This is a genomic window from Elusimicrobiaceae bacterium, assembly GCA_017528825.1.
Lineage (GTDB): Bacteria > Elusimicrobiota > Elusimicrobia > Elusimicrobiales > Elusimicrobiaceae > Avelusimicrobium.
Window position 1 is genome coordinate 33,782 of the sequence record JAFXOI010000031.1, and the last position, 26,618, is coordinate 60,399.

Annotated in this window: 21 protein-coding genes; all 21 read left to right on the plus strand. The window is 45.7% G+C overall.

The genetic code is table 11. The features are described 5' to 3' along the window. The first annotated feature begins 1 nt into the window (after position 1). The 21 genes from IKN49_05710 to IKN49_05810 all read left to right on the plus strand — a co-directional run bounded on the left by IKN49_05710 (position 2) and on the right by IKN49_05810 (position 26,614). The gene (locus IKN49_05710) at positions 2–763 is read left to right on the plus strand and encodes a segregation/condensation protein A (GenBank protein MBR3632533.1); all 762 of its coding nucleotides are present in this window, start codon (positions 2–4) and stop codon (positions 761–763) included. Between the two features lie 10 nt (positions 764–773). Further along, complete coding sequence (gene scpB / locus IKN49_05715) at positions 774–1,649, plus strand: SMC-Scp complex subunit ScpB (GenBank protein ID MBR3632534.1); 876 nt, start codon at positions 774–776, stop codon at positions 1,647–1,649. Beyond that, complete coding sequence (gene glgA, locus IKN49_05720; GenBank protein ID MBR3632535.1) at positions 1,646–3,097, plus strand: glycogen synthase GlgA; 1,452 nt, start codon at positions 1,646–1,648, stop codon at positions 3,095–3,097. The genes scpB and glgA overlap by 4 nt, the downstream gene beginning before the upstream one ends. A 3-nt stretch (positions 3,098–3,100) precedes the next feature. Further along, entirely contained in the window at positions 3,101–4,468 is a 1,368-nt protein-coding gene (locus tag IKN49_05725) for an alkaline phosphatase (GenBank protein MBR3632536.1), read from the plus strand. Positions 4,469–4,477: 9 nt separating this feature from the next. Then, positions 4,478–5,260 (plus strand): hypothetical protein, encoded by a 783-nt coding sequence (locus IKN49_05730; protein ID MBR3632537.1) that lies wholly within the window; start codon positions 4,478–4,480, stop codon positions 5,258–5,260. Continuing rightward, on the plus strand, positions 5,245–6,435 hold the full coding sequence (locus IKN49_05735; protein MBR3632538.1) for a peptidoglycan DD-metalloendopeptidase family protein: 1,191 nt from the start codon (positions 5,245–5,247) through the stop codon (positions 6,433–6,435). Before IKN49_05730 ends, IKN49_05735 begins: the two co-directional genes overlap by 16 nt. A 27-nt stretch (positions 6,436–6,462) precedes the next feature. Next, complete coding sequence (locus IKN49_05740) at positions 6,463–7,833, plus strand: S41 family peptidase (GenBank protein MBR3632539.1); 1,371 nt, start codon at positions 6,463–6,465, stop codon at positions 7,831–7,833. Positions 7,834–7,842: 9 nt separating this feature from the next. After that, the gene (gene tsaD, locus IKN49_05745; GenBank protein MBR3632540.1) at positions 7,843–8,871 is read left to right on the plus strand and encodes a tRNA (adenosine(37)-N6)-threonylcarbamoyltransferase complex transferase subunit TsaD; all 1,029 of its coding nucleotides are present in this window, start codon (positions 7,843–7,845) and stop codon (positions 8,869–8,871) included. After that, the gene (locus tag IKN49_05750; GenBank protein ID MBR3632541.1) at positions 8,868–10,073 is read left to right on the plus strand and encodes an extracellular solute-binding protein; all 1,206 of its coding nucleotides are present in this window, start codon (positions 8,868–8,870) and stop codon (positions 10,071–10,073) included. The genes tsaD and IKN49_05750 overlap by 4 nt, the downstream gene beginning before the upstream one ends. A 2-nt stretch (positions 10,074–10,075) precedes the next feature. Then, positions 10,076–11,593 carry a sensor domain-containing diguanylate cyclase gene (locus IKN49_05755; GenBank protein MBR3632542.1) on the plus strand — a complete coding sequence of 506 codons (1,518 nt, stop codon included), beginning with the start codon at positions 10,076–10,078 and terminating at the stop codon, positions 11,591–11,593. A gap of 289 nt (positions 11,594–11,882) precedes the next feature. Continuing rightward, positions 11,883–16,859 (plus strand): hypothetical protein, encoded by a 4,977-nt coding sequence (locus IKN49_05760; protein MBR3632543.1) that lies wholly within the window; start codon positions 11,883–11,885, stop codon positions 16,857–16,859. A 19-nt stretch (positions 16,860–16,878) separates the two neighbouring features. Continuing rightward, positions 16,879–17,841 (plus strand): hypothetical protein, encoded by a 963-nt coding sequence (locus IKN49_05765; protein MBR3632544.1) that lies wholly within the window; start codon positions 16,879–16,881, stop codon positions 17,839–17,841. A gap of 49 nt (positions 17,842–17,890) precedes the next feature. After that, positions 17,891–18,085 (plus strand): hypothetical protein, encoded by a 195-nt coding sequence (locus IKN49_05770; GenBank protein MBR3632545.1) that lies wholly within the window; start codon positions 17,891–17,893, stop codon positions 18,083–18,085. A gap of 23 nt (positions 18,086–18,108) precedes the next feature. Then, a complete protein-coding gene (locus IKN49_05775) occupies positions 18,109–18,330 on the plus strand; it encodes a hypothetical protein (GenBank protein MBR3632546.1) in 222 nt (73 codons plus the stop codon). Between the two features lie 17 nt (positions 18,331–18,347). After that, positions 18,348–18,836, plus strand: a complete 489-nt coding sequence (locus IKN49_05780) for a pilus assembly protein (protein ID MBR3632547.1) — start codon at positions 18,348–18,350, stop codon at positions 18,834–18,836. A gap of 59 nt (positions 18,837–18,895) precedes the next feature. After that, the gene (cpaB, locus tag IKN49_05785) at positions 18,896–19,648 is read left to right on the plus strand and encodes a Flp pilus assembly protein CpaB (GenBank protein ID MBR3632548.1); all 753 of its coding nucleotides are present in this window, start codon (positions 18,896–18,898) and stop codon (positions 19,646–19,648) included. Positions 19,649–19,666: 18 nt separating this feature from the next. Beyond that, positions 19,667–20,401 (plus strand): type II and III secretion system protein, encoded by a 735-nt coding sequence (locus IKN49_05790; GenBank protein MBR3632549.1) that lies wholly within the window; start codon positions 19,667–19,669, stop codon positions 20,399–20,401. Between the two features lie 5 nt (positions 20,402–20,406). After that, positions 20,407–22,701 (plus strand): Flp pilus assembly complex ATPase component TadA, encoded by a 2,295-nt coding sequence (gene tadA / locus IKN49_05795; GenBank protein ID MBR3632550.1) that lies wholly within the window; start codon positions 20,407–20,409, stop codon positions 22,699–22,701. A 4-nt stretch (positions 22,702–22,705) separates the two neighbouring features. Beyond that, positions 22,706–24,331: a type II secretion system F family protein gene (locus IKN49_05800; GenBank protein MBR3632551.1), complete on the plus strand. Its 1,626-nt coding sequence runs from the start codon at positions 22,706–22,708 to the stop codon at positions 24,329–24,331. 2 nt (positions 24,332–24,333) lie between these two features. Further along, positions 24,334–25,218: a type II secretion system F family protein gene (locus IKN49_05805; GenBank protein ID MBR3632552.1), complete on the plus strand. Its 885-nt coding sequence runs from the start codon at positions 24,334–24,336 to the stop codon at positions 25,216–25,218. A 10-nt stretch (positions 25,219–25,228) separates the two neighbouring features. After that, a complete protein-coding gene (locus IKN49_05810; GenBank protein ID MBR3632553.1) occupies positions 25,229–26,614 on the plus strand; it encodes a hypothetical protein in 1,386 nt (461 codons plus the stop codon). Positions 26,615–26,618: the final 4 nt, after the last annotated feature.

Here is a 26,618-nt window from a genome sequence, read left to right on the forward strand (position 1 = left end):
TATGATTAGTCAAAAACCGATTAACGTTCATATCAACATTTTTGAAGGTCCTATGGACCTGCTCCTGCATCTGATTAAAAAAGATAACTTAGATGTAGCGGAGGTGAACGTATCGGAAATTACGAAGCAGTATTTGGAATATCTCAATGTGATGAAGGAGTTGAACTTAGAAATTGCAGGCGATTTTTTGGTAATGGCCAGCACGCTTATGCAAATTAAGGCCAAGAGTTTGCTCCCTTCTCAAGTGCCCACCGGAGAAAATGAAGGACCGGATCCGGCCAAAGAATTAATCGCTAAGTTGCTGGAGTATCAAAAATATAAAGAAGCCGGCAAATTCTTAGACGAGAAACTGGAAGAAAATAAAGATAATTTTTACAAGTCGGCACCCATCTTTGACAACGGCGAAAAGGTGCTCAATATCCAATTGTTTGATTTGTTGTCCGCGGTCAAAAGAGCTTTTGACCGTTTGGATGAACGCAAACGTATTGAACTGCTTAAAATAGAAGAGTTTCCCATTGAAAATAAGATGGAAAAAGTGGTGGGAATGCTCAAGAAAAGAAAATGGATTTTGCTAGATGATATTTTTGTAGGGGAAACGAAAAAGCGCGGTATTATTACGTGCTTTATGGCGGTGCTGGAGCTGATGAAAATTAAGAAATTACTGGCCCGCCAAGATGAGCACGACGGTCAAATCCGTATTTATCTAAACCCCGATAATCAAGAAAAAGATTTCCGCGAACTGATGCATGGAGACGCGGCCTAACGGAGCTTATATGTCAGAACAAGATACCCCTGAAACGGTACAAATTTCAACCCCCGCACAACCGGTTGTAAGTGTGGCAGAAAATAATACACAACCGGAAGAATTGTTGCAAACGGAAGAGGCGAAACAAATTATTGAAAATTTATTGTTCATTACAGACCGCCCGCTAAAACCGGCCCGTATTGCCGAAGTGGTGGAAAACGTGAACGCTAAACGCGTGCTTGAAATTATTCAACAACTTGCCAAAGAATATGAAGACACCGGCCGTTCTATCCGTATTTTGGAAATCGGCGGGGGCTATCAAATGTGCACGAAACCCGAATACGGTCGTTGGGTGCGGCGGCTGTATAATGAAAAAATGACCACTCGTTTGTCTAATGCGGCGTTAGAGACTTTAGCGATTATTGCCTATAAACAACCGGTCACGCGCGCTGAAATGGAAATGATTCGCGGGGTAGATGTGGCCGCTCCGTTGGATAAATTATTAGAACGAGGGCTTGTGCGTGTTCTAGGCAAACGCGACACAATCGGTCGTCCTATGGTATATGGCACGACGGACGAATTTTTGCGTGTGTTTGGACTCAATAAAATTTCAGAATTGCCGGACCTGCAAGTGTTTGCCGCCAAACAACTACAGGAAAAGCAAGAAGATTTACCGTTTGATGAAAAACTGCCGCCACTGGCAGAGCCGGCTATTTTGACTGAGGAAAACACCACCGGTGATGCAGCAGATGCTTTTTTCAGACGTCCCAAAGATATGTTTGAAGATTTACCCGCTGACACAACTACGGAACAACAAACAGAGGCAGTATCGTCAGAAACGCAATCATCTTCTCAACCGGAACCGGTAACACCCGAAACGAACAAACAGGAGGAATCCGTATGAATATCGTATTAGCTGCAAGCGAGGCAGTCCCATTTTGTAAAACAGGGGGACTGGCTGACGTAGTAGGGGCTTTAAGCCAACAAATAGCAGGCCGGAAAGGCAATAAAGTGCTATTATTTTTACCGCATTACCGCAATATACGACAGATTTCTTCTCTTAAAGTCGTACCGGGTACTTATCTGATTCCTATCGGCGGCAAGATTGAGCAAGTGTCACTTTCTTATGTGAACTGGGGCAAAGTATTGGTGTTCTTTGTAGGAAATCGCAAATATTTTGATCGCCCCGAGTATTATCACACCAAAACAGGGGAATACCGCGATAATGACGAACGGTTTATTTTCTTCTCCCGTGCGGTGTTGGAAGGCTGTAAATTTATTGGTTTCCGTCCGGATATCATTCATTGTCATGATTGGCAAACCGGTTTAATCCCGGCTTACTTGAAAACCGTGTACAAATTAGACGCCTTTTTCACTCGTACCCGCAGTTTGTTTACCGTACACAATATGGCCTACCAAGGGCACTACGGATACAGTAGTTTTGAAAAAGCAGGATTCCATCCGGTGGATTTTGTACCCAGTAAATTTGAATATTACGGCGGTATTAGTTTCTTAAAAAGCGGTTTAGTATTTGCCGATAATCTCAACACCGTCAGCCCCACCTACGCTAAAGAAGTGCAGACAGATCCCGCCAAGGGTTTTGGTTTGGAAGGGGTATTAAAATCCCGCCGGAAAAATTTTTACGGCCTTGTTAATGGGATTGATACGGACGTGTGGGACCCGGAAGTAGATCCGTTTTTACCCATGGGATATGATGCGGCCAGTTTTACTCAAAACAAACCGTTTTCCAAACAACAACTCCAACAAACAGTTGGTTTAGAAGAAAATGCTAAAAAACCGCTGGTAGGGATTGTGTCCCGTTTAGATTATCAGAAGGGACTCGATCTTGCATTGCCGTTGTTGGATAAATATCACGGCAAAGTGCAATTTGTGGTGCTGGGTTGTGGGGATGCTCGCCTGGAAAAACAATACAGTACCCTGGCCAAACAATATCCCTCTGACATAGCTTATGTGGGTCGTTTGGACGAAAAATTGGCGCACCAAATTTATGCCGGGGCGGATTTGTTTTTAATGCCTTCTCGATTTGAACCGTGCGGTTTATCCCAACTGATTGCCATGAAGTATGGCACCTTGCCTTTAGTAAGCAAAGTGGGGGGACTGGCCGATACGGTTATCGGATACAAAGACGGCTCGGACAATGCAGCAGCGACCGGGTTTTTCTTAGGCAGTGTCAGTGAGGCGGCGTTAACGGCCACCCTGGATAAGGCCTTGCAAGTTTATGCCGATAAAAAAATATGGAACAAGCTCGTGAAAAACGCGATGCTTAAAGATAATTCTTGGGATAAATCAGCTCAAGATTATTTGGATTTGTACAAAAAGACGGCGGTGTAACGCGTGAAGAAATTAGGACTTACGGTTGTACTTTGTTTGTTGGTGATGGTTGGATGTACCAAACCGGCTAAAAATGCGGTGTGGATTATTGCCGATGGTATGGGACCGGGCACCATGGGTTTGTTTATGGAAGGAGTGCGCAATACACAACTAGACCGCTACCCCGATCAACGGTCTACGCTGGAGAAGTTTATTGATGCGTCGGTGACGGGCATGTATTTTGACAATACCCATGATACGGTAGTTACCGATTCTGCGTGTGCAGCTACTCAAATGGCCTGCGGAGCATTGTCCCGACCGGATTATATCGGATTAGACCATCGCCTCCAACCCTTGGAGACTATTTTGGAGGAAGCCTATAAGCAAGGTAAGTCGGTAGGAGTGATCTCGGATGCTTATGTGGCCGATGCCACGCCGGCCGGCTTTTTGGCGCATACGGGTAGTCGTAAAAATAAGAATGAGATTGCGCGGCAACTGGTAGCCAGCAAAGCCCAAATTATTTTGGGTGGCGGGAAAAAATACTTTGAGCGACAAGAGAACAAAGATTTATTACAACAGGCCGCACAGCAAGGTTGGACAGTAGTAACCGATAAAAATGCTTTGGCTGGGGTAAAAGAAGGGCGTATATTGGGGCTGTTTAGCGATGAGGGAATGCCTTTTTACGGGGATATGGACGAGCACCCGCAAACACCCACTTTGCTGGAAATGACGAAGAAGGCCATAGAAATTTTAAGCCAGAATAAGAAAGGATTTGTATTAATGGTGGAAGCCGGTAAGGTGGATTGGTCCTTGCATGATAATGAAATGGGCCCTACTTTGTGGGAAATGATTAATTTGGATGAGACGTTGTCTTTTGTTTGGAATTTTGCAAAGAAAACAGCTGATACGCTGGTTTATCTGAATGCTGATCATGAGACCGGCGTGCCCGGATTTCACTACCGCCACTTGGATGCGGATACTATGAAATATAAAACTGCCCAAGGAGAAAAACTTTATGGCGGCAATACGGACTATGTTAATTATCCGTATTTTCAAAATCTGTTTGCGCATAAACACTTGTTGTACTATGTATATCCGGAGTTTAAAAAATTACCCATTGAGCAACAGACGGCTGACAAATTGCAGGAAATGGTTAATCAAGCGATGGGCGGAGAGGTAAATCTGCAATTGAACGGACAAGTTCCGTCGTACGATGACTTGATTTTGAAAATGAATCAGGCACAGGGATTAACATGGGCCACTAAAAATCATTCGTCGGGTATGTTGTTGGGCATTGCTTATGGACCGGGGGCGGATTTGTTTCATGGCGTGTACCACAATACAGATTTGAAAGGAAAATTTGAACAAGCACTTGGTTTTACGGCTAAGTAAGGAAGATATATGGAAGATTTTTTACAGGAACAACCTAAAAAACAAAATCGTGCTCCGGCACCGCATAGCCACCGCCGTCTATTTGTGCTGGTGTTGGCAATAGCGCTATTATGGCAGGTGATTAGTTTTATGCAGTTGCAATTGCAACAGTATCACCAAAATTTACTCCAAGATTTCAAAGTTCTCTTAACGGTATCTGCATCGGTGGATAATGATACTTTAACCACTTTAGGGGAAAGCCTAAGCGCAAAAGAGGATATTACCGCCGTACGCTTGTTTTCGCCGCAGGATGGGCTAGCTGCTTTGCAGGCCAAAAACCCACGTTTAACAGCCGCGCTGGTGGCTTTGGGACGAGAACAAATGCCGGCCTATTTTGAGCTCCAGTTAACTCATCCGGCTATCAATAATATACGTCCGTTTGTGCAAAATATAGCGGCAGAATATCCGCAGTTATCCGTGAAGTATTCACCCGAGCAAGCGGATATGATTTTTTATAGTGGTGTCTGTTTGCGCACCTTGCAATTGGCGGCTGTTTTTGTACTCGTATTATTTGTGATTTTTATGTTTTTGGTGGAAGCGTATCCGTCGCGGGGTAAAGTTCGCACGGCGGCAGATGTATTATATGCGGTGTTGGCAGGCGGTCTTTCTTTAGGATTGATTGCCTTACTGGTATATCCGACCGGACTGTTAATGCCGGCGATACAACACTTTACCTCTATGGAAAGGCAGGCGGTTTTGCTGGTATTTTGTGCTTTGATGGGTTGGACAATCGGAAAATGGCAAAAATTTTAATGATTCTTTTATGTGGCGTTGGTTTACTCCCCGCAGTGTATGCACTGGACGGGGAAACGGCGCATAAACAAGAATTGGAACGATTGAAAAAACAGGCAGCGGAAAAACAAGAAGAATTAAAAAAATATCGCGAACAGGAAAAAGCCATTTCCCAAGAAATTTCAGTTTTGGAAAGCCGTAAAGCAGAGGCAATTCGGCAGAAAAATAAACTGCAGTCGGATATTAATTACGTGGAGCAAACTATTTTGTCCACCGAAGAAAAACGAGCCGCACTCGAGCGCAGTATGCCTATGTGGAACTATGTGTTAGTCGAAGAGATCCGTGATTTTTATTTAGCTCCTCAGTGTAGCGTATGCCCTGGCGGAACGCATTTGGAAGAGGAAGTGTTTGTAGAACGGGCTCTGCTGCATAAGGCTGCTTTTGCAGTTTCATTGCAAGATGAAAATAAAGCGGCGAAACAAAAAATTTATGACTTTGAGAAACGAAATCAACAATTGATGGCGGAAAGTTCGCAGATTCAACAAAAACAACGAGTCATTAGTACAAATTTCTTAAAGAAACAACAAGATTTAACTTTGACTAAGAAGAAGGCCCAAGCAATTCGTGATGAAATTAACGAGTTAAATAAATCAGCCCGGGCACTGGATGATTTGTTGGCCCGCTTTGAACGACAGCGCAAAGAAGCGGCCAAGAAAAAAGCCAAAGCGGAATCCACCGCCTCCAAAACGACGTCGGCAAAACAAACTTCAATTGCCAAAATTGATGTACCGGCACATTCGTTGCCGTGGCCGGTGCAAGGCAAAGTGTTAAGCAAATTCGGTAAGGAATATCGGCAAGATTTAAATACATGGATTTTCCGGGACGGAATTAAAATTGCGGCGCGTGCCGGAGAAAACGTGAAATGTGTAGAGGCCGGCGATGTGATTTATGCCGGACCCTTCCGCTCATACGGAAATGTAGTCATTGTAGACCACGGAAAGGGGTTCTTTAGTATTTACGGATTTTTACACACCATTCAAGCCGCGGTGGGTGATAAGCTAACCCGTGGCGGTGTGTTGGGAACGGCGGGGCGTGATACGCAACAAAGTTCCGGTACAGGACAGTATGCTGTTTATTTTGAGACGCGTCAAGGTACTACTGCGGTAGATCCGTTAGATTGGTTGAAACCGCTTTAGGTAAGAAAGATTTGTGGAGGAAAACAAATGAATTCAACATATAAAACAAAACTGGTAGCATGGGCTACGATTATCTTTTTTGTAGGAACTTTATTTCCCTATGCATACGGAGCGGTGGACCGCGGCTTGAAACAGTTGCGTACCTTCGTTAACGTATTGGAATATGTAAAAGAAAATTATGTGGAACCCACCGATACGGATACACTGGTATCGGGTGCTATTAAAGGACTAGTAGAAGAGTTAGACGATTTCTCTCAGTATTTGGAGCCGAAGGATTATAAAACCTTGAAAAATGATACACGGGGAGATTTCGGCGGTTTGGGAATTCGCTTGGGAAAACAGGACGGATTTATTACGGTACTTAGTCCCATGCCCAACACGCCTGCCTTCAAAGCCGGTGTAATGCCCGGAGACCGTATTCTGTTCGTAGATGATCGCGATGTAACCTCTATGAATTTGGATGAAGCGGTGGAATTAATGCGCGGTCCGGTAGGCAGTAAAGTGAAAATTACCATGAGCCGGAAAGATGAAAAAACAGGAGAATATGTCAATTTGCCTGATTTTCATTTCAAACGTGAAAAAATCGTGCCGGAAGTGGTCCACCATCGTATGTTGCCGGATCAAATTGGCTACATTTATTTGGTAGATTTTTCGGGTCATAGTACGGAAGCAGTAAAAAAAGCGTTACAAGACCTGTCTAAGAAAGGGATGAAAGGCCTTGTATTAGATTTGCGCTTTAATCCGGGCGGCCTGTTAAACGGAGCGGCTGATTTGGCTAAGTTGTTCATGGGAGATAATCAAATGATTGTCTACACGCAAGGCCGTAAGCCGGAGTTTTACCAAGAGTATAAAACGGATGCTAAGGCAGATTATCCGGATATTCCGCTAGTGGTGCTAATCAATCAGGGTTCTGCCAGTGCCAGCGAAATTGTGTCCGGTGCTTTGCAGGATAATGACCGTGCGGTGATTGTGGGACAACGCAGTTTCGGCAAAGCCAGCGTTCAGCAGGTTATGCCTCTTGACGGGGGAGCAGCCTTAAAATTAACCATCGCCAGATATTACACACCCAAAGGACGGCTAATTCAGCGGGATTACCGGGACAAGAGCAAGGCGGAAGAGGGGGGCATATTCCCCGATGTGGAAGTGAAGGTGGATCCTAAACAGGAAGTCAAAATTTTATCTCAGTATAATCAGGTTGTGTATACTCCGGGTAAGGAAATGCCGGTTTTGAAATTAACTGAAAAAGATCCGGTTTTAGAGAAAGCAGTGGAAGTATTAAAGGAAGGTACGGATAAAATTATTGCTCAAAAGGCCGAATTGGAAAAAGCCGCTCGTGAAAAAGCAGAACAAGAAGCCGCCGTTGTTGCGCAGGAAAAAACGAGTCAGGGTAAAAAGTAAGAAGAAAATATGTTGAAAAAAGATTTCACCATTTTGGGAATAGAAAGCACGTGTGATGAAACCTCAGCCGCCTTGTTGGTCGGGGGCAAGAAGCTGTTGTCAAACGTGATTTATTCCCAGATAGAAGAACATAAAAAATATCACGGAGTAGTGCCGGAGTTAGCCAGCCGTGCTCACGCGGCTAAAATTGCTTCTGTGGTAACACAAGCATTAGGTACTCACCGTCCCGATGCCAATGCGTTTGCACATGGCCCCGGATTGCCCGGCGGACTGATGGTAGGGCGTGTAGCAGCGGAAACTTTAGCCCAGTTTTATCAGGTGCCTTTGATAGGAGTGAATCATTTAGAAGGACATTTGTTTGCGTGCGAATTTGAAAACAATGAGGTGAAACATCCTCTCAACTTTCCGTTAATTGCACTCATCGTATCGGGAGGGCATACGGAACTGTGGTATGTATCCGGGTACGGAAAATATAAAGTGCTCGGGCGCACGCGAGATGATGCCGCGGGAGAGGCGTTTGACAAAGTAGCTAAGTTACTGGGCTTGCCTTATCCGGGCGGGCCGCAGGTGTCGGCTCAGGCTTTGCAAGGCAGGCGCGATGCTATTGCTTTTCCGCGTCCGCTTTTGCCGGGTACGTGGGAATTTTCTTTTAGCGGTATTAAAACCTCTGTCAGCTATTATTTACGGGACCATCAAACTGTTTCTGTTGCAGATGTATGCGCCAGCTTTGAACAAGCAATTTGTGAAACCTTAGTTAGAAAAACGATGTTAGCGGTTCAAAAATATAAAGTAAAATACATAGCAGTAGGCGGCGGAGTAGCCGCTAACAGTTTGCTGCGCCAATTATTGGAAGAAGCGGGTAAAGCACGCGGGGTAGAAGTGCGTTTTGTTCCGCGGAAAATGTCGTCTGACAACGCGGCCATGATTGCCTTGGCGGCGTGGCGGAGGCTGGAGCATGCAGGGGAACATGCCTTGCAAACCAAATGGCCTGTGCAAATTAACCCAAATTTGAAAGTAAAGAACTGGGGGAATAAATGATTTTATGGGTCATGCCGGACACCGGCTCACGTTCTAAAACAGATTACCAACAACTTGCCCAACGATTTTGTAAGGAGCATCCGGGGGCGGAATTGTCGGTACAGGTTATTACGCGCAACATTTTGTGGAAAAAAATTTTCATGCTCAAATATCCCACCGCTCAGGAAGTGGTGCCGGATGTGGTGCAAATTCCGCATTATTGGACTGCTTTACTAAGCCGCGCCGGTGTGGCGGAAAATTTGTCGCAATTGGCTCCGGAACTTTCTTTGGCGCCGTGTTTAGCACCGCTACGCGGGCATTGTTATAAACCGGGCACAAAGGATATGTACTCGTATCCTTGGTGGTTTGATATGAGCGCTTTGCATTTCCGTACGGACCATTTGCGGCAGGTGAGCTCTCATCCGGAGGAAGAACTGGCCACATGGGAAGGACTTTTGGATATTTGTGCACGTCTGCAAGAAAAATTTCAGCAAACAGAAGGGTATTATCCTATGCAAAACAGCGACTGGCGCGGTTCGCTTTCTACGCGCAGTGCGCTGATGGAAATCTGGGGACGTGGAGCTGACTTGTTAACGGAAGATCTCAAAGATACACAAATTAATACGCCGGCTTTTGCGCAAGGAGTTAAAGATTATATTACGCTGGCACTCAAAGACTACATGCCCATTTTGCGCGAGCGTGGCAGTTTGGGAACGATGCTTACCGGTAAGGCCAGCTTATTGATGTCGCGCAAACAAGGGGTATCAAGTTTTGAAGGACAACGGGAAGTACCCGTGCAAACGGTGCCGGTGCCGCGCACAGGTGCGGAACCGCAGGCCTATTTATCGGGGATGAATTTAATGATTAACCGCGCCGGAAAAGATAAGACGACAGCGCTGGCCTTTATTAAGTGGTGTGCACGTCCGGACAATCAGGTATCCTACGCTACCACCTTGGAAGCATTTCCAACTGTGGAAGAAAGTTTTGAACAATTAATTTTCTCTTCATCTCAGCGTTTGCAAACCTATTCCGGTATATTGGCTACTGCTCGCACGCTGCCTAATTTAACCCTTACCGGTACGATTATTGAAATTTTGAATAAAGTATTTGCGGTGAACGCAACGCAGATTGTAGAGGGGCGTTTTACGCAGGCAGGACTGGACCGCGATTTGGAACAGGCAGCCAAAGAAGTGCAGTATCTGCTTTCTTTATATGAGGAATAATTATGTTTGATAAGCAAGCCTATACCTTGTTTAAATTTGGCAAAAAAATTAATCAATCCGCTCAAAACAAACGAGAACTACTCGATTGCGCCTTGCCTGCCTTGCGGGAATTATTCCGCTTGGACCGCGTATACTTTTTTGACTGGCAGCAAGAGCGGGCTCTATTATCTTTGCGCATGATGTGCAAAAAAGAATATTGCATGGATATGCAGGAAGATATTTCTGTGTTGGGCGAGCCGGAATTTTTGAAAGAGTTGTTGCGCGACGGCATTGCAGATTCTACGGATTTGAATTATCCGGCTGTGTATGTACTACTTCGTTGGAAACGTCCTACTATGACGCTGGAAGGAGAAGAAATTAAAAATACGATTAAAACCCGTTTGGGCGTTTTGCGTTTGGAGCGTTTCCGTAAAACCCGTGTTTTCACCGAAGCAGAAAAGAAACTGATTAAAGGAGTGGCGGCTGAAATTTCACGCAATCTCACGCATACGGAAGGGGACCAGGCCAAAAACCAACGCTTAAACATTGCCACGGCACTCAATGATTTGGCCACCGTATTTGCTTCTTCTTTACGTTTAACGGACGGACTGGGTCTTATTTTGCAAGGGGTGCAAAAATACTTTCGTTTTGACCGTGTACGTTTGTACCAAACCAATTATGACGGCACCAAAATTAAATCTATTTTGGGAGTAGATATTTCCGGACAGGTGGAACGCCAAGAAGGCGAGAGCCTGCCTGCGGAAGAGCGCGCTTTGTTACAGGAAATGTTTGAGGCGGGCGAATCCTACCGTTTGGTGCACAACGTGGTCTATATTCCTTTGCAAGTACAGCGTAACAAAGTGGGTTTTTTAACCTTTGATAATTTGCTTTCTCGCCGACGTATTGACTATTTGGACTTCGTCTCCTTAAAACAATTTTCTACCCAAATTGCCTTGGCCATAGACAATGCAGCCCTGTTTGAACGGGTGCAAGAATTGTCCAATTATGACGAGCTGACCAAACTGCCGGTGCGGCGTTTCTTTGCGGAAAAATTAAGTGATGAAATGGCTCGTTCCAAGCGGTTTGATTTAATTATGTCTATCATTGTATTGGATATTGATTTATTTAAGCAAATCAATGATACGTATGGACATCAGATTGGGGACTGGGCACTCAAACAGGTCAGCCAAGTTTTACGTACCAGCCTGCGGCAAACCGATGTTCCGTGCCGTTACGGTGGGGACGAAATGGTGATTATGTTGCCGCGCACCAATGGGGACGAGGCCAAAATTATTACCAAACGCCTGAAAGATAAAATTAACAATATAGCTATTCCCAGCCGCTATACGGACGGCCAACGGGTTACGTTAAGTATTAGTCAAGGGGTTTCTTCTTTTCCTCAAGACGGACAGACTGCGGAAGAATTGTTTGATAAAGCCGATAAAGCCTTGTACTGGGTGAAGAACGGGCGGCGCGGCACGTTTGCAATATACCGCGAAATAGCGGATGATTTGCCGCAAGCGGAACCGGAAAAGAAGTAAATAGTTGTCATTTCCGAAGGCAGAAATCGGGGATGAGGGTGTTTTGTACAGGGAGTTTCGTACGCGCACACGCGAAAAAAATTTGACAAGCAAAGAAAAAGTTGTAAAAATGTATATGATATAGTCCGCACACTTTGATATAATGTATCAAGGTGTGGTTGTCTGTACGCAGACGCGCGTAAGTAGTGCGCAAGGTCATCCTGAAAGATGATGGGTCAGGATTTCCACGTTAGAAAATACGGATTTTGTAAATTATAAGACGGATATATAAGAGGATTACTTAAACCATATGACAAAACATTTTTGGAAAACTTTGTGTAGCAAGGCGGCCATTGCGGCAGTCTTGCCGTTGTTGTTTGTGGTAGTGCCGCAATGTGTGCACGCCCAATCGGCCGAAATTCGTTCTGCCGGTGTATATTATATTGACGGCCTAAGTGACATCAACAGTGTATATTGTAACTGGGGTGCCGACAATATTTCCAATGCCGGGCAAGCGGCGTACAAGAGCGGTATCGTGGATGTGGCGGCTCATCAAACTGCTGATCCGTGGGATACCTCGGCCCTTATTGAGTATGATCAACCTTATCCGGCTCCCAATCAGCCCAACAATTATCCCAACCATTGTTTGGCGTTATGCTTTGATGTGTATTGTACCAATAAACCCAACGGCGCTACAACTTACTCTATTTCTTTCCCGTTGCAAACCATTCAATTTGAAATTGCCAAATACAATAATTCCAAAGATATCGGTTCTTCCGAAACTAACCCGGCTGTGCGCACCATTATGGAAAGTATTATTGACAATAATATTTTGGTGGGTGGCGCTACGGGGCCTATGCCCGATACGGATTTATCTAAGTACATGTGTGCCGCCTATTCGTGCGTAGGTTCTGCAGCCACCTTTGGTGCGACTCAAAGTTGTCCTAACCCTCAATACGAATGTATTGAAAAGTCTGCTCTTTCTTCTAGCGATATGGGGCCGAACTGTCAAAATCCTCCTTCGGACATTATTAAAAAAGTTACTCATTGCTGTCGTTCATTAAATACGACTGCTTCTACCTATGACTATCCTGCGATAACTACTAGGGACGCACAAGATAGTTTTGTCCCCGGGAAAAAAGAAACCGGTGGAGTAGAATATATAGAATGTGGAAATAGTGTATTGGGTTGTAAAGATGATGGAAGCGGTTGTATTAATGGCCGCGAGACTCCTTGTATTCAACGTTCCATGGGTACCGGTAAAGGATACAATGACCCAATCCGCTTCTGCACATCTTGGGACGGTTCATATGAAATTTTAGGCGAATTTGGAAAAACCAACGGGCAATTTGGTTTCCGCGCCAATGTGAAAACCAATTATCCCGGTGATAACATCGCTGTAGAAGAAATCGCCATTGACGATACCTTCATTTACCCCAGCGATAACCAATATCCTATTCAGGTAGACGTGACCAACGTGCACACCGTACGCAGTACGGCTACGGTGGTGGGTTCTATTACGTCTGTCATGGCTACACCTTACACGGTAACCTACCGCCTCAGTAAAGATGCGGATGTCAGTATCCAGGTATTTGATGCTTCTCATGCGGTGCCGTATACGCAGTCTGACTGGAATCCCAGCGCTACCATGGTAGATGCTATTTCTTACAATGATTCCACCAACATCCTGCTTACTCAGCCCGTGCGCCACTTAGTGGATTGGCAGCCGCGCTTAGGCGAAGGGATGAAAGGCTCTGATAAAGACGTGATTTTGCAAGAGTCCGAAAGCTGGGACGGTCGCGATGACTCCGGCCGCTTATTGCCTGCCAATAACTATTTGATTTCTATCCAAGCCAAGACCCAAGACGAATGGCCGGGCACGGATTTCTCCCGTGCGGTTACCCGCCAGCTCAGCTTGGATCCGTTAAAACTAACCGATATTGTGGTGCAAGGGCTCAACAAACAGTCTACCGCCTACGCCCGTGTCAATTATGTTCCGACGGAAGCATCCACGGTGTACTTTGAAGTATATACGCCGGGCACCACCTTTGCCAGTGAATATACGCGCGGCTTTGAACCGACCGGTTCTCGCCCGGTAATTGCGAATGGTACCGGTTCCTTGGTCTATTCCAATCACCAACAGCGCAATCGCGGGCTGAGCTACCCCGATAAATGGGATGGTTTGTGCCATGTGGCAACCGGTTGTGACTTGGCTTATCCGCGCGGAAAGAAACTACCCTTTACCGGAGACGTGTGGAATGGCACAGCAACTCTCTGTACGGACCCGATTTCCGCAGGCGGAAACGCAGGTACAGTATCCGGTCAGAATTGTGTGATCACTTCCCAAGAAGGCGCACCGATGCCGGATGGAGACTATGTATATGTACTCTGGGCAGAAGTGCCGTACACGGATCACTATTTTAACGCAGCGGCCTGTTATGGACCGGGTACCCCGCAGTCTGCCGGATGTACCGGAACGATTAACTGCAGCGGTAACAACGGTGCCTATACTTGTACTACCACCGTACGCGGAACCACTAATACCTGTTCTACAGCCGGTACCGCGGGTAGCAATGCTGCAGCTTGTACCGGTGCCTTTACCGGTGTAAAGACCCAACGTTACTATACCGGACACTTGCCTATTGAACGCGGTGTGGTAGATATTACTATTCAACCCGTTAGCTACGCCACTATCGGTTCCAGCCCGACGGCGTATGGCTTAGATCCGTTTATCTTTAAGTACTCTATTGCCCGTGAAGCTACCGTGAATGCGTATGTCAAAAATACGGCCGGTGTAAAGGTGAAAACCCTTACCAACGAAGGCGGTAACACCAATGTGGCCCAACAGATGAACACATTAACTTGGGACGGACGCGATGATAATGGGCGTATGGTCAGTGCCGGCACCTATATGTTTGTGGTGGAAACCTCGGACCCCATGTTCCCGCAAAGTGTCAAAACCCAAGCGGCTTCTATCTTCCCGGTGGACTTGTATAGAGTTACGAATGTCTCTACAACGGATGTCTATGGAGACAGCGCGGCTAAAGCAACCATAAGTTATATGCTTTCTAAGGCCATGAATGTACAGATCAACATATATAATAAGGATGTAGTGGTACCTGTACAAAACACGACAGCCGGTGCACAACAGATTACGCAGGAAACAACCACGGCCAATGTGCTGGGGTTGCCTGAACTGCCGGGCTTGACCAGTACGGCGGTTCCTGCTACGGTTATCGGCGCAACTTTAGTGGCAGGGGACAGCGTAGGCTCTACCTACTATGTATATACGACCCCGGTGGTAACAGGTAGTACCTATTATTATTACCGTGCTTTGAAATATGTTTCCGCAGTTACTGCCACTACTGAAAACTATGAAGTTCAGGAAGTGGTGCGCGTGGACGGGACTACTGCCCCGTGGCCGCCGCGCGTCTGCGACAGACAAACCGATGCGGCTTACTTTACAGGCGGATATGTAGATCCGACCAAGTTCCCGCAGTGTATTTATGTCAATGACACCAACTTTACCAATTATCCGGCTAACCCCAAAGCAGCCGAGTATAACTATACCGAAGGCGCCCGCCAAACCTTGGATGTGCGCTTACAGCCGGTAAAAACTTTCAACCGCTCTGCCTTGAAGGCCGGAGACGGCGTAGTGAATATGGAAGAATGGGATGCTCAATACTTCTATAACCCGACGCCGGTATCTGTGGCCGATGGCGGCAAAAATACATTAGCTGCGGTACAAGCGTGTAAAAATCAAACCGATATTACCAAATGTCCGTATGAAATGATTCCGGACGGTACTTATCCGTTGTATATTGCGGCTCGTACCCAAGAGCCGGTGGACGTCTATTACAACCAAACAACAGCCATTCCGTTCCGCACCGCGGCTGAGGTACTCCCGCAAACCGGTCTGTATGCTACAGATAAACCGGTATACCGGATTAATATCTCTCGTGGGCCGGTGTACTTTATTGACGGCACGGTGGCGGTGTATCCCAATGCTCCGCAGTTGTACAACGTGTCTTCCGGTCCTATTTTCGTGCCGCCGTATGAGATTAACTTCTCTATTTCCCGTGCGGCTACGGTGGAAGTAGCTGTGGTGGCCTTGCAAGACGGTTTGTGCACCACCACACGCGATACAGGGTCCTCTTACTCGCGCTTGCCCTACAACAATAAGGCAGGGGATGTGTGTAAATTCTTAAGCACCATGACTATTCCCAATACCGCTAACTTTGACCCAAACATTGTTCGTAAGCTGTATTGGGACGGTACCGATAATAACGGCAAGTATGTCAAGAACGGTAACTATGAAATCCGCTTGACGGCCAAAAACTATCCGGATGAAGGATTGTATCAGCCCACGGTCAAACAGCTGACCTTGAACGTAGATTTGCTCAAGGTGTATGACTTGCCGGAATCGGAAGCCTACTCTATTAATAAGCGTGGTATAGACATGAAAGTGTCTTACCAGATTTCCGTGCCGATGAAAGTGGCCATCCAGATCTTTAAGCCGGGTACCACCATTTACGACTATACAAAAGGTACCTTGCGTGACCCGTCCACCGGACAGGAAGTAACCGATATCCGCGATGTGCTGGTCAGATCCATTGTGGGTATCCGCCCATCTACCACCTTGATTGAAGAGGTGTGGGATGGTACGGACTATGCCCAACAGGGTGTGCCGGACGGTACCTATCCGTTACGCTTTGTAACGGCGTTGAATGGCGCAGATATTGACTCTGTTACCGGAGAAGTGTTGGCCGGTAGCGATGCGGCCGGTTCCACCGATTATAAGATAAATTACGTGGCTGATACGTATCAGTACGTGAACTTGCATCATGCTACAGTGGCTATCGGTGACGGGGAGTTCGTCTGCGAAGACTGGGAGAAAACGGTATTCTTCTATCCCAACCCGTTCAAAACAGCCACCGGTACATTAGAAATTACTAAGTTACCAGTGCCCGGTAAAATGTCTATTAAGATGTATAACTTGGCCGGTGACTTGGTGCGCGAAGGCGGATACACTTGTGTGGATGCTCAAAATATGTCTGTGACAATGGGTAGCTCTCTACAAGTCAGTCCGGATAATAATGTCAGCAGTACCACTTATACGGGTGGTATGCCGTCCCTGCGTAATGCGGCCCTGCGCTGCTTCTGGGACAAAACCAACGACCATGGTAAACGTGTGGCCCGCGGGGTATACTTCGGACTAGTGGATTTCCGTGCTCAAAACGGCAGACAACACTGCCAAAAGGTAGTGAAGATTTTAATTCCGAGATAAGTGTAGGAAATAACAAACTATGAAAAATAAAGTTTTAATTGCTTGTTTTGCTCTCGCCTTGGCAGCTCCGGCTGCTTGGGCTGACTCGTATGCAGATGCCGGTACTAGTGCTAGCGCATTCTTGAAGATTGATGCGGGATCTCCGCGTGCGCAAGCCTTAGGTAACGCGTATGTGTCTATTGCAGAAGGACCGGAGGCCTTGTTTTGGAACCCGGCCGGTGCCGCTTCCGCTACCACGCGGGAGTTAGCTTTTGCTTATCAAGATTATTTGCAAGGTTATAAGGCACGCACCTTAGCGTATTTGCAACCTATGGGCAAAACGATTATCGGTGTAACATTCAACTACATGGATATGGACGGCTTTGATTACCGCGATGAATACGGTTATCAACAACCTACTGTAGGTAAACCGGTACAGAACTTTGTGGGTAGTTTGTCATTGGCCCGCGGATTTTTCAACCAAGGATTACAACTGGGCGCTACCGCTAAGTACATCAATGAAAAATTGGATACCTACCGCTACACCAACGTCGGTTTTGATGTGGGGGCTAAAGGGCGTCCGTGGCATTGGTTAGGTTTAGGTGGTGCCATTATTAACATCGGTGACAAAAAAGAAATGCCGCGCGGTTGGCGTGTGGGTGCCGATATTGATACGAAGTATTGGACCATTTCCGGTGAATATATGAAATACCGCGACGATCAGGGCCGCTACGGGGTTGGTTTAGAAGTACATATTCCGGAAGATTTATTGCAAGTGGCTCGGTTTGATTTGCGCGTAGGTTATTACGATCGTGAAAGCACCGGTTACAGCGAAAGCAAAAATTTGAAGAGTTTAGGACTTGATAGTACCTCTAAAGTTTCCTTCGGGTTTGGTATTTATAGCTCTGAATTATTTGGCTATGGTGCCAGCATTGATTACGCAGTTACCCCGTTTGGGGCTTTAGGTACTTCGCAACAAATTGCGGTATCGGTGCAATTTTAGTATCGCATAGGAAGCGGTGCTTGAGTTGTTGCGACGGAAGGTGTACAATATGAATACGATGCACAAAGTAAAAAGCCTGGTCGTAAACAAAAAAGGGCAAACGGCTGTGGAATATATTATTACAGCTTTTTCGCTTTTTGGGGCTTTCTTAGCGTTTTATGCTTTGTATTCTAATATGGTTCCGCAACAGTTCGACCAAGGAGCCAAAGTCATTTTGTCAGTATATGACACAAGTAGTAATTAATTTGTTAAATTAGGGAGGAATCCATGAAGTTTATTATCGCCATGCAAAATAAGTTGAATGCTGCCAAAGCGGCTGCCATCAACAGCTTAAAAAAACAAGAAGGCCAGAACACCATCGAATACATCATTATGTTAGGTGTAGTAGTAGGTATTGCCCTGCTCGTTGGTACGTTGGTTAAAAACATGATGCCGGAAGTCTTTGAGAACATCAAAGCCAAAATTTTGGGCGGCGTCAACCAAGACTAGTAAGTATTGAAGGAACAATGACAATTTTTCATAGGAGGCATGAGGGGCAGGTAACGGTAGAATTGATGCTCATTCTGCCGGTGCTAATGTTGATGATATTCTTTATCCTAGAATATGGCAACATTGCCTATCATACCATTATTGCTAACCATGCTTCCTATGAATTTGCCCGAATCGGCGCTTTAACAGGGGCTAAAAAGCCTAGCGGTAAAGCCAGTACCGGGCCGATGGTAACAAAGATTAACGCGGCCAAGCAAAAGGTGTTTGGCGCGGATGCATCCCGCATTTCGGTGAAAGTTAAATTGCAAAACACCGGTGTGGACCCGATGTATAAAAAACATCGGCATGAAGATGTAATCGTAACGGTGGTATATCCGGTGCGGTTAGCGTTTCCGGGGACTAGTTGGTTACTCGCCAGCGAGCCGAAACGCAACGGTGTACGCAAAATAGAAGCTACTACGCGTATGCCGGTAGAAAAATTATATGCCGGCTCGGATCCTAAGTGATCTGTGGTAGAATTTGTTTAAATTATAATAAGAATTGGAATAACAAGTAAGGAGAAACAATGAAAAAAGGAATTATGCTTCCGTTGCTGTTAGCATTCTTAGCAGCTTTGGTTTATTGGATGATTGTACACAATGCTGAAAAAAAATTGAATGCTTCTAAGACAGTCAAAACTGTTTTGGTGCCTGTGCGCGATATTAAAGAGCGCGAAGTAATTAAGCGTGACTACTTGAAACGCATTCAAGTGCCTGCTGCCTATGTGCAAAAAGACGCTTTTACTTATACAACCGATGCAGATTTTGCCAAAATAGACAATGCCATTGCACGGATTCAAATCCCGAAAGGAAACCAGATTTCCAAATATGCCGTTACCTCGCTTTCTCCCGAGGCCGGTTTGTCCAGTAAAATTCCGGTTCAGATGAGAGGTTTTGTCATGGTGGTCGATAGCAACGTAGCTAGCATGATTAAACCCGACGATAACGTGGACATCTTGCTCACGTTTGAGGCCCTGATGAAAACAGGGGCTCGGCAGAAAGTAACCGTAACGCTACTTCAGAACGTAAAAGTGTTAGGTGTAGGTTCTGACTTGGGACAAGGATTGGATGCCAAAGCGGCCGCCGCCTTGCGTAACCAAGAGGAAGACGCTTCCGCGTATACAGATACGAGCGCGTTGAGCTTGGCTCTGTCTCCGCGTGATGCACAATACTTAGCCTTGGCTAAGGAAGAAGGAACGTTATCCGTCATCTTACGTTCTCACGGAGATGTGACGAACTACTTGATGGAAATTGCCACCTTTGAGAAATTATTTTCATAAACAGGAATAATATAAACTATGAAATTTACTTCTAAACTGACTTTATGGATATTGCTACTGGTGTTAGCTTGCCCTGCCGCATTTGCTAAGAAAACGCATTTGGTGGCTGTAAGTGCCGACGTGGTAGAAATCGGCGGTACGATGACTTCGGCCAAAGGGTTTGAATGGAACCAAATCTTTGACTTTGAAGAAGCCAACATCCCGGGTATTTTATCTTTGGGTGAATTTGCCCGTAAGACAGCGGTCATTACCCGTTTACGTTTATCCGAAACGGAAGGGCGGGCGCAGATTTTGTCCAACCCGAAAATTGTGACCAGTTCCGGTAACAGCGCCAAAATTACGGTAGGTGGTAAAGTGCCTATACCGGTGGTAAATAACCAAGGGGTAGGTTCCCAGTTGGAAGAATATGGTATCTTGCTAAACGTATTACCTACCATTATTCCGGAAAGAGGGAATATTATTGACTTGCAGGTACAGTTGTCTGTATCTTCAGTAGACTATTCTCGTACGGTATCCGTCGGTACCGCTACGGCTCCTTCTTTCACCAACCGTGACGTGGAAACCCATGTGGAACTCAATAGCGGGGAAACCTTGGTGATTGGCGGTTTGAAGAGCAGCTACCGCAACGTTAGTGAAACCCGCGTGCCATTTCTGGGACGCCTTCCGTTAATCGGTTTGTTGTTTAAGTATAAAGACGTAACGGAAGAACAACGCTCTCTATTCTTGTTTATTACCGTGGAAGTGGTGGAATAATAATTATGGCAGAAGAACAATTAGAAAACCCGAAAAGCGAAGCAAAAATTATCGCATTAAGCTCTCCCAAAGAAGGCGCAGGGAAAACAACCCTGACGCTCAATTTGGCGCTTGGTTGGGCCGGTATTCAAAAGAGACCGGTGTTAATTGTTCCTCTCGATCCTTTAGCCCGTCAAGAGCATAGCTTTTATTTGGATATTAAAAAGCCGGTCAGCGTGGCTGATATTTTGCGCACGCTCGGCAATGCCAACATCGCCGTAGTGGGCGGGTTGTTACGCGGTAAAATTTCCATGTCTCAATGGGGGGTGGGGGTGTTGCCTTTGGGAAATACGCGTGCCCAAATTGCCTCTATCAGTCCTAAAATTTTAATTCCCATTCTGTCACGCTTATCGCAAACGTTTGATATTTTCTTGGATGTGGATTCTTCTTTCCCGATGCAGGCGTTTGCTTTTGATATTGCAGATAAGATTTTTTGGGTGTCCAATGCTACACGTACGCATCTGAACTCCACCGTGCAGTTGTTTAATGATTACAAAGAACAGCGCTATCCTATGGAACGGGTAAGTGTCATTTGTAACCAGTACGACATGCCGGGATCTATCCCTTACGAAGAAGTGGAAAAGTTTTATAACTCCTTAGGCCGCGGTATTGATGTATTTTTACCTTGGGATGAGGGGATTATGACCACTTCCAATCAGAAAGGGGTGGAAATTATTTCAAATCCGCAGTCTGAGTGGATTAAGGGCTTGCGTTTAGTATTGGCTAAAATCCGTGATTTAACGCCCGCACCTAAAGATTGGCACGCTTCTGTATCAGATGAAGAATTTACGCAAGCAGCCAAAGAAATTTGGGCTCCCATTATGGCAGGCGGAGTGGGAGTTGGAGCTGGGCCGGAAAGCCATATTGCAGTGGAAGAAGAAGGAGAAGCCGGCAAAACGAAACTATCTTTCTGGGATGATTTGAAACAAAAAATCCACAAAGAAGTAGTCCGCACGCTGGAAGTGGAACGTATTGTGATTAGTGATGAAAGTTCCGCCAGTGCACAAACCCGCAAACGGGTGGCGGCTATTGTGGACGACATTTTGCAAAAGCAGCCCAATTTGCAGTTCTCCCGCGATCAACGTACTCGCTTTGCTTCTGAATTGTTAGATGAAATTTTGGGGTTAGGGCCCTTGGAAACCTTGATGCGCGATGCCAGCGTTACCGAAATCATGGTCAACGCCTTTGACAAGATTTTTATCGAGCAAAAAGGTAAGTTGACCTTAACCAAATACAAATTTAGAAATAACGAACAAGTGGTGCAGGTAATCAAGCGTATTGTATCTCCGTTAGGACGTCGTATTGACGAATCCGTACCACTCGTAGACGCCCGTTTGAAAGACGGTTCCCGTGTCAACGCTATTATTGCGCCGTTGGCGGTGTCCGGACCTACCTTGACGATTCGTCGTTTCTCGCAAAAACCTTTCGGACCGGAAGATTATTTCCGCTTTGGTACGATTAGTCCGGAATGTATGGAATTTTTACAGAAATGCGTAAAAATTCGTAAAAACATTATTGTGTGCGGTGGTACCGGTACCGGTAAAACTACATTCTTGAACGCGCTTTCCGGTTATATTGCCAATGATGAACGTATCATTACGGTAGAAGATACGGCCGAGCTTCGTTTGCAACAGCCACACTGGGTATCGTTGGAAAGCCGTCCGCCCAACGTGGAAGGAAAAGGTGCTATTACCATTCAAGATTTAGTTAAGAACTGCTTGCGTATGCGTCCGGACCGTATTGTAGTAGGGGAGTGCCGCGGTGCAGAAGCACTGGACATGTTACAGGCCATGAACACCGGTCACGAAGGTTCTCTGACCACTATTCACGCCAATACCCCGCGTGACGGACTATCTCGTTTGGAAGCCATGTGTATGCAGGCCAGCGGAGATTTACCCATTTTTGCTATTCGCGAAATGATTTCGTCAGCCGTAAATATGATTGTACAGCTGTCTCGTTTTTCGGACGGCTCCAGAAAGGTAACCTACATCACGGAAATGCACGGACAAAAAGACGGGATGATTCAATCTACCGACTTGTTCCGCTATGTGCAGACCGGAGTAGATGAGAATGGTAAAGTGCAGGGGATGTTCGCCCCGACAGGCAATTTGCCTACTTTCTACAATGATTTTAAGGCAAAAGGGGTACCGGTGCCGGAAGATGTGTTCTTGAAAGGGGCTATTAAGTTTGACGAAGATGATAACCCCATCTTGCCGCAATCCGAACAAACCCCACCGCCACCGCCGGGAGTACACGGATAAACCCATGAAGAAGATAGGATGGCTGATTAGTTTGTTGATACTGGTGTTGGGAGTGTTAGCTCCGCGGCCGGTGTCTGCGCGCGCTTTGGACCAAAATGACAAACGCAAAATAGAGTGTGCGATGTTTAAGATGTATGCGCTGAGTAACTATTTTAACGTCGACATGCCAGCCGATCAAAAACAATATAAGTATCCACAATCCTGTGGAAAAAATCTAGCCGGAAAAACTATTAAGATGCCTGATTGGTTTCCTAAAGAATTGGAAGCCATGGACAAATTAAAAGTGGTCTACATCCAAGGGGAAGGAACCTTGAGTGAAGCGACTCTTTGGTACCGTACTTTTGCTAACGTATATGCTTTCTTAGACCGGGCCAACAATGCTTTGGATCCCAGTCAACCGGTAGTTCTGGAACAGCTTTCTCGCGGTTATGTAAGCAACAGAATTAAATTGGTTTCTAACTTAGACCGTTTAAATAAAGAACTGGTACGTGGTCAAGAAGTGTACAGCATGAAAGATAGTATGCAGGGACGCGGCCGGTCTATGTTGGCCACCTTGGAATTTATGAACCGTGAGTTTTATAGCACGATTGAGTCTTTTACCAGTCCTGCTGCTCAAAAGGAGAATAAATACCGCCAATCTGTGATGGCTGTGGTTACACTGGCTAATCAACTGTGGAGCGAGTTCCGTGCGGCTCCGTTGCCGGCCAATCCGCCGGATGCCAAGATTTATCAAACTACCGATGGTGAACGCTTATTTAGCACCTTGCTAATGCTTTTGGGTGCTTTCCTCATTGGTTACGCGGTTTATCTATTGATGGAAGCCAAGAGCGATGAAATTAATCGTGGTTGGGCCCAGTACCGTGAAAAGAGTATGATTTGGGCCGAAGATTTCAACCGTCAATTTTTGACCATTGATGTAAAGTATATTGTATTTGGAACGTTGGCTGTCTTTGCGTTGATGGGGTTATTGATGGGAATATCTATGGGTGGTTTTGGCGGAGTATTGATATTTATTCTATTTGTGATAGTGGGTGCTTATGCCGGAATCCGTATGCCCAAAGTAGTGTTGGATAAACTTAAAAAGAGCCGCGGGGTCAAGATTAATGGCCAGCTGATGGATGCCTTAATTTTGCTATCCAACTCTTTGCGCTCCGGTATGGATATTGTGCAGGGGTTTGAGTTGGTGTCACACGATATGCGTCCGCAGATTGCCGATGAATTTGGCCTGGTGATTAAGAATTATCAATTAGGTACGCCGTTTGAAAAGGCCTTGGAAGGCCTGGACGAACGGGTGGAAAGCCGTATGCTTTCTTATACGATTAAAGCCATTATCATTCAACGACAGGTGGGTGGAAACTTGACGGTTATTTTCTCACGCTTGGTGGAAAATATTCGTGAAGAAAGTAAGTTGGAAGAAAAATTGGAAGCTATGACTGCCCAACAAAAAATTCAGTCCATTGTGGTCAGTATTATGCCGGTCATTATGCTAGGGGTTATGTTCTTGTTCCGCCCCGATGAGATGATTGGCTTTTACACCACTCCTGTAGGCATTTTTGTGCTGTTCTTCTGCTTTGTGTGGATTATGATTGGTATGAAACTCATCCAAAAATTGGGCGAGGTGAGGGTATAAGTATGGACATGTTATCACTAATTCTCAATCTCATTTTACTGTTTGGAGCCGTGTCTTTATTTTTTGCGGTGCTGGCCATTTTCGCCCCAAAAGAGGAAGGCGGTCAGATTGTAGACGTCGCTGCCCAACGTTTTAAGTCTTCTTCCAGTTTTGCCAGTTTGCAACCCGAAACTAAGTTTTGGGACCGGGTTGCTGTATTCTGCTTAAATACCTTCCATCTGGAAAAACCGTTGGAAGAAATTCATATGCAGTTAGGTAGCCCGGACTATCCGCAACCGGTGAATATTCTGTATTGGAAAGTAGCCTGTGCGATTGGGGTGCCGCTGGCCATCATGATTATGTTCCAAACCGTTTTTGGAATACTTTTTGTACCGGTAGGTTTTTATTTGCCGGATATGATGTTGAAAAGTAAGATCCAAAAACGACAAGCCGAAATTTTGGGGAACTTTTCTACTACCGTAGATTTGGCCGCTCTGATTATTGAATCTGGTTTGGATTACTTAACCGCTTTTGAACGTATTATCAGTATTGCAAAGGTGAAGACGGTATTGGAAGAAGAACTGGAAAAAACCCTCAATGAAATTAAGTTGGGTTATTCCCGCCGTGAAGCGTTGGAACGCTTTGCAAACCGTACCGGCGTACAGGAAGTGCGCTCTTTGGTCGGCTTGATTATTCAATCCGATGAGTTGGGTACCAGTTTGGTGGATTTGTTGCGTAACTTCTCCTCCGATTTGCGAAGTCGTCGTATGAGCCGTGCCGAAAAACTGGCCGCACAGGCTTCTACAAAAATGTTGTTTCCGTTATTTGTATTTATTTTCCCGACAATCTTTATTCTGATTTTGTCGCCGATGATTAAAGGTCTGTTGTCGCAAGGATTAAGTTTTTAAGAGGATATTTATGAAAAAATCTTTATTATTTTTATGTATCTTGTCTGTTTCTCTTACCTCAGCGGCGGCTCCGTTCCGCCAGCCCAATCCCATTCGTCAACACGGAAAAGAAGAGGGGATGATGTTGGACTTGAATAAAATTACGCTGGGTACGCTCAATGATGTGGAAGAAAAGAAACAATATCTTTCCACCGTACAACTGGAGAAACAGCGTATCCAAAACTACATGTTGCATCAGGTGTATGAAGATGCTTATACCCTGTACCGCCGCGGGGATTATCAACGGGCACAGGAAATGGCGCAAACCATTTTGAGTATTGACCCCAATTATACGCAGGCCTCTACGCTAGCCAAACAAGCCGGTAATATGGGGGCCTATGGTACGACTTCGGAAGCCGAAGTTATCGATGCTAAATTTCAGGAAGCCAACCGGATGTATGATTCCGGGCGCTTGGTAGAAGCTAATGAAAAATTAGATGAGATTTTAACCCTGCAACCGCACAATTCAAAAGCATTATCTTGGAAACATCGTATCGATCGTGATATTGCCCAAGAATATGCCCGTCGCGGTAATGTGGCCTACGACAAAAAAGATTACAAAGAAGCGTTGGATAATTGGTATAACGCTTTGCTCATTCGTAAAGATGATCCGAATTTAGTCAATAAAATTGCCCAAACGGAAAATCAATTGCGCCAACAACAAGTAAAAGATGCCATGGAAAAAGCAATGGATTACTACAACAAAGGGCAATACTTGGAATCTTACTCTACTTTTGAACGGATTACTAAAATCCAACCCGGAGATCAACGGGTACAGAAATACATGAGCCAGTTAAAAGACGAGATTGCCACCAGTTATTACGATGCTGGAAATAAGTCTTATGGAATGCAAAAATATGACAGCGCAGTCACCTACTATACCAATGCTAAAAAGTGGGGGGCTGATGCTAATCAAATGGACCAGTTGATCAAACGCGCTCGCAATGCCAAAGAGAATGCCTTGCGCCGCAAACAAGAAGCCGCCGCTAAAGCTGCGGAAGACGCGAAAAAGAAGATAGAGGAAGAGGCTAAAGGACCGGAGGAGGAAGAACCGATTGAAACCGTGCCGGTGGAAGGTAATACCGGCGGTTTAACACCGCTTACTCCGGGAACAGCTCCTTCTTTGGGTCCGGATAGTAATACAACCACAGACGGCATTGGCGGAGCGACTGGCCGCGTGTCGGAAGAAGCCAGAGAAGCCTCTAAACAGAAATATCTGGAAGGGTTGGATGCATTTAACCAAGACGACTACGAACGGGCACGCCAAGCCTGGATTGTGGCCAAAAGGTTGGACCCAGGCAATACAGATGCTGATTCCGGTTTGCGTAAAGTGGAAGAATTAATCGGCATTCGCTAAGCAG

Excerpts from the sequence above, each read along its gene's own strand:
- IKN49_05800 (MBR3632551.1), top strand. The coding sequence starts at position 22,706 with ATGAAGAAGATAGGATGGCTGATTAGTTTGTTGATACTGGTGTTGGGA.
- glgA (MBR3632535.1), top strand. The coding sequence starts at position 1,646 with ATGAATATCGTATTAGCTGCAAGCGAGGCAGTCCCATTTTGTAAAACA.
- tadA (MBR3632550.1), top strand. The coding sequence starts at position 20,407 with ATGGCAGAAGAACAATTAGAAAACCCGAAAAGCGAAGCAAAAATTATC.
- IKN49_05750 (MBR3632541.1), top strand. The coding sequence starts at position 8,868 with ATGATTTTATGGGTCATGCCGGACACCGGCTCACGTTCTAAAACAGAT.
- IKN49_05810 (MBR3632553.1), top strand. The coding sequence starts at position 25,229 with ATGAAAAAATCTTTATTATTTTTATGTATCTTGTCTGTTTCTCTTACC.
- IKN49_05760 (MBR3632543.1), top strand. The coding sequence starts at position 11,883 with ATGACAAAACATTTTTGGAAAACTTTGTGTAGCAAGGCGGCCATTGCG.
- scpB (MBR3632534.1), top strand. The coding sequence starts at position 774 with ATGTCAGAACAAGATACCCCTGAAACGGTACAAATTTCAACCCCCGCA.
- cpaB (MBR3632548.1), top strand. The coding sequence starts at position 18,896 with ATGAAAAAAGGAATTATGCTTCCGTTGCTGTTAGCATTCTTAGCAGCT.
- IKN49_05790 (MBR3632549.1), top strand. The coding sequence starts at position 19,667 with ATGAAATTTACTTCTAAACTGACTTTATGGATATTGCTACTGGTGTTA.
- IKN49_05710 (MBR3632533.1), top strand. The coding sequence starts at position 2 with ATGATTAGTCAAAAACCGATTAACGTTCATATCAACATTTTTGAAGGT.
- IKN49_05770 (MBR3632545.1), top strand. The coding sequence starts at position 17,891 with ATGAATACGATGCACAAAGTAAAAAGCCTGGTCGTAAACAAAAAAGGG.
- IKN49_05780 (MBR3632547.1), top strand. The coding sequence starts at position 18,348 with ATGACAATTTTTCATAGGAGGCATGAGGGGCAGGTAACGGTAGAATTG.
- IKN49_05740 (MBR3632539.1), top strand. The coding sequence starts at position 6,463 with ATGAATTCAACATATAAAACAAAACTGGTAGCATGGGCTACGATTATC.
- IKN49_05735 (MBR3632538.1), top strand. The coding sequence starts at position 5,245 with ATGGCAAAAATTTTAATGATTCTTTTATGTGGCGTTGGTTTACTCCCC.
- IKN49_05730 (MBR3632537.1), top strand. The coding sequence starts at position 4,478 with ATGGAAGATTTTTTACAGGAACAACCTAAAAAACAAAATCGTGCTCCG.
- IKN49_05775 (MBR3632546.1), top strand. The coding sequence starts at position 18,109 with ATGAAGTTTATTATCGCCATGCAAAATAAGTTGAATGCTGCCAAAGCG.
- IKN49_05805 (MBR3632552.1), top strand. The coding sequence starts at position 24,334 with ATGGACATGTTATCACTAATTCTCAATCTCATTTTACTGTTTGGAGCC.
- IKN49_05755 (MBR3632542.1), top strand. The coding sequence starts at position 10,076 with ATGTTTGATAAGCAAGCCTATACCTTGTTTAAATTTGGCAAAAAAATT.
- IKN49_05765 (MBR3632544.1), top strand. The coding sequence starts at position 16,879 with ATGAAAAATAAAGTTTTAATTGCTTGTTTTGCTCTCGCCTTGGCAGCT.
- tsaD (MBR3632540.1), top strand. The coding sequence starts at position 7,843 with ATGTTGAAAAAAGATTTCACCATTTTGGGAATAGAAAGCACGTGTGAT.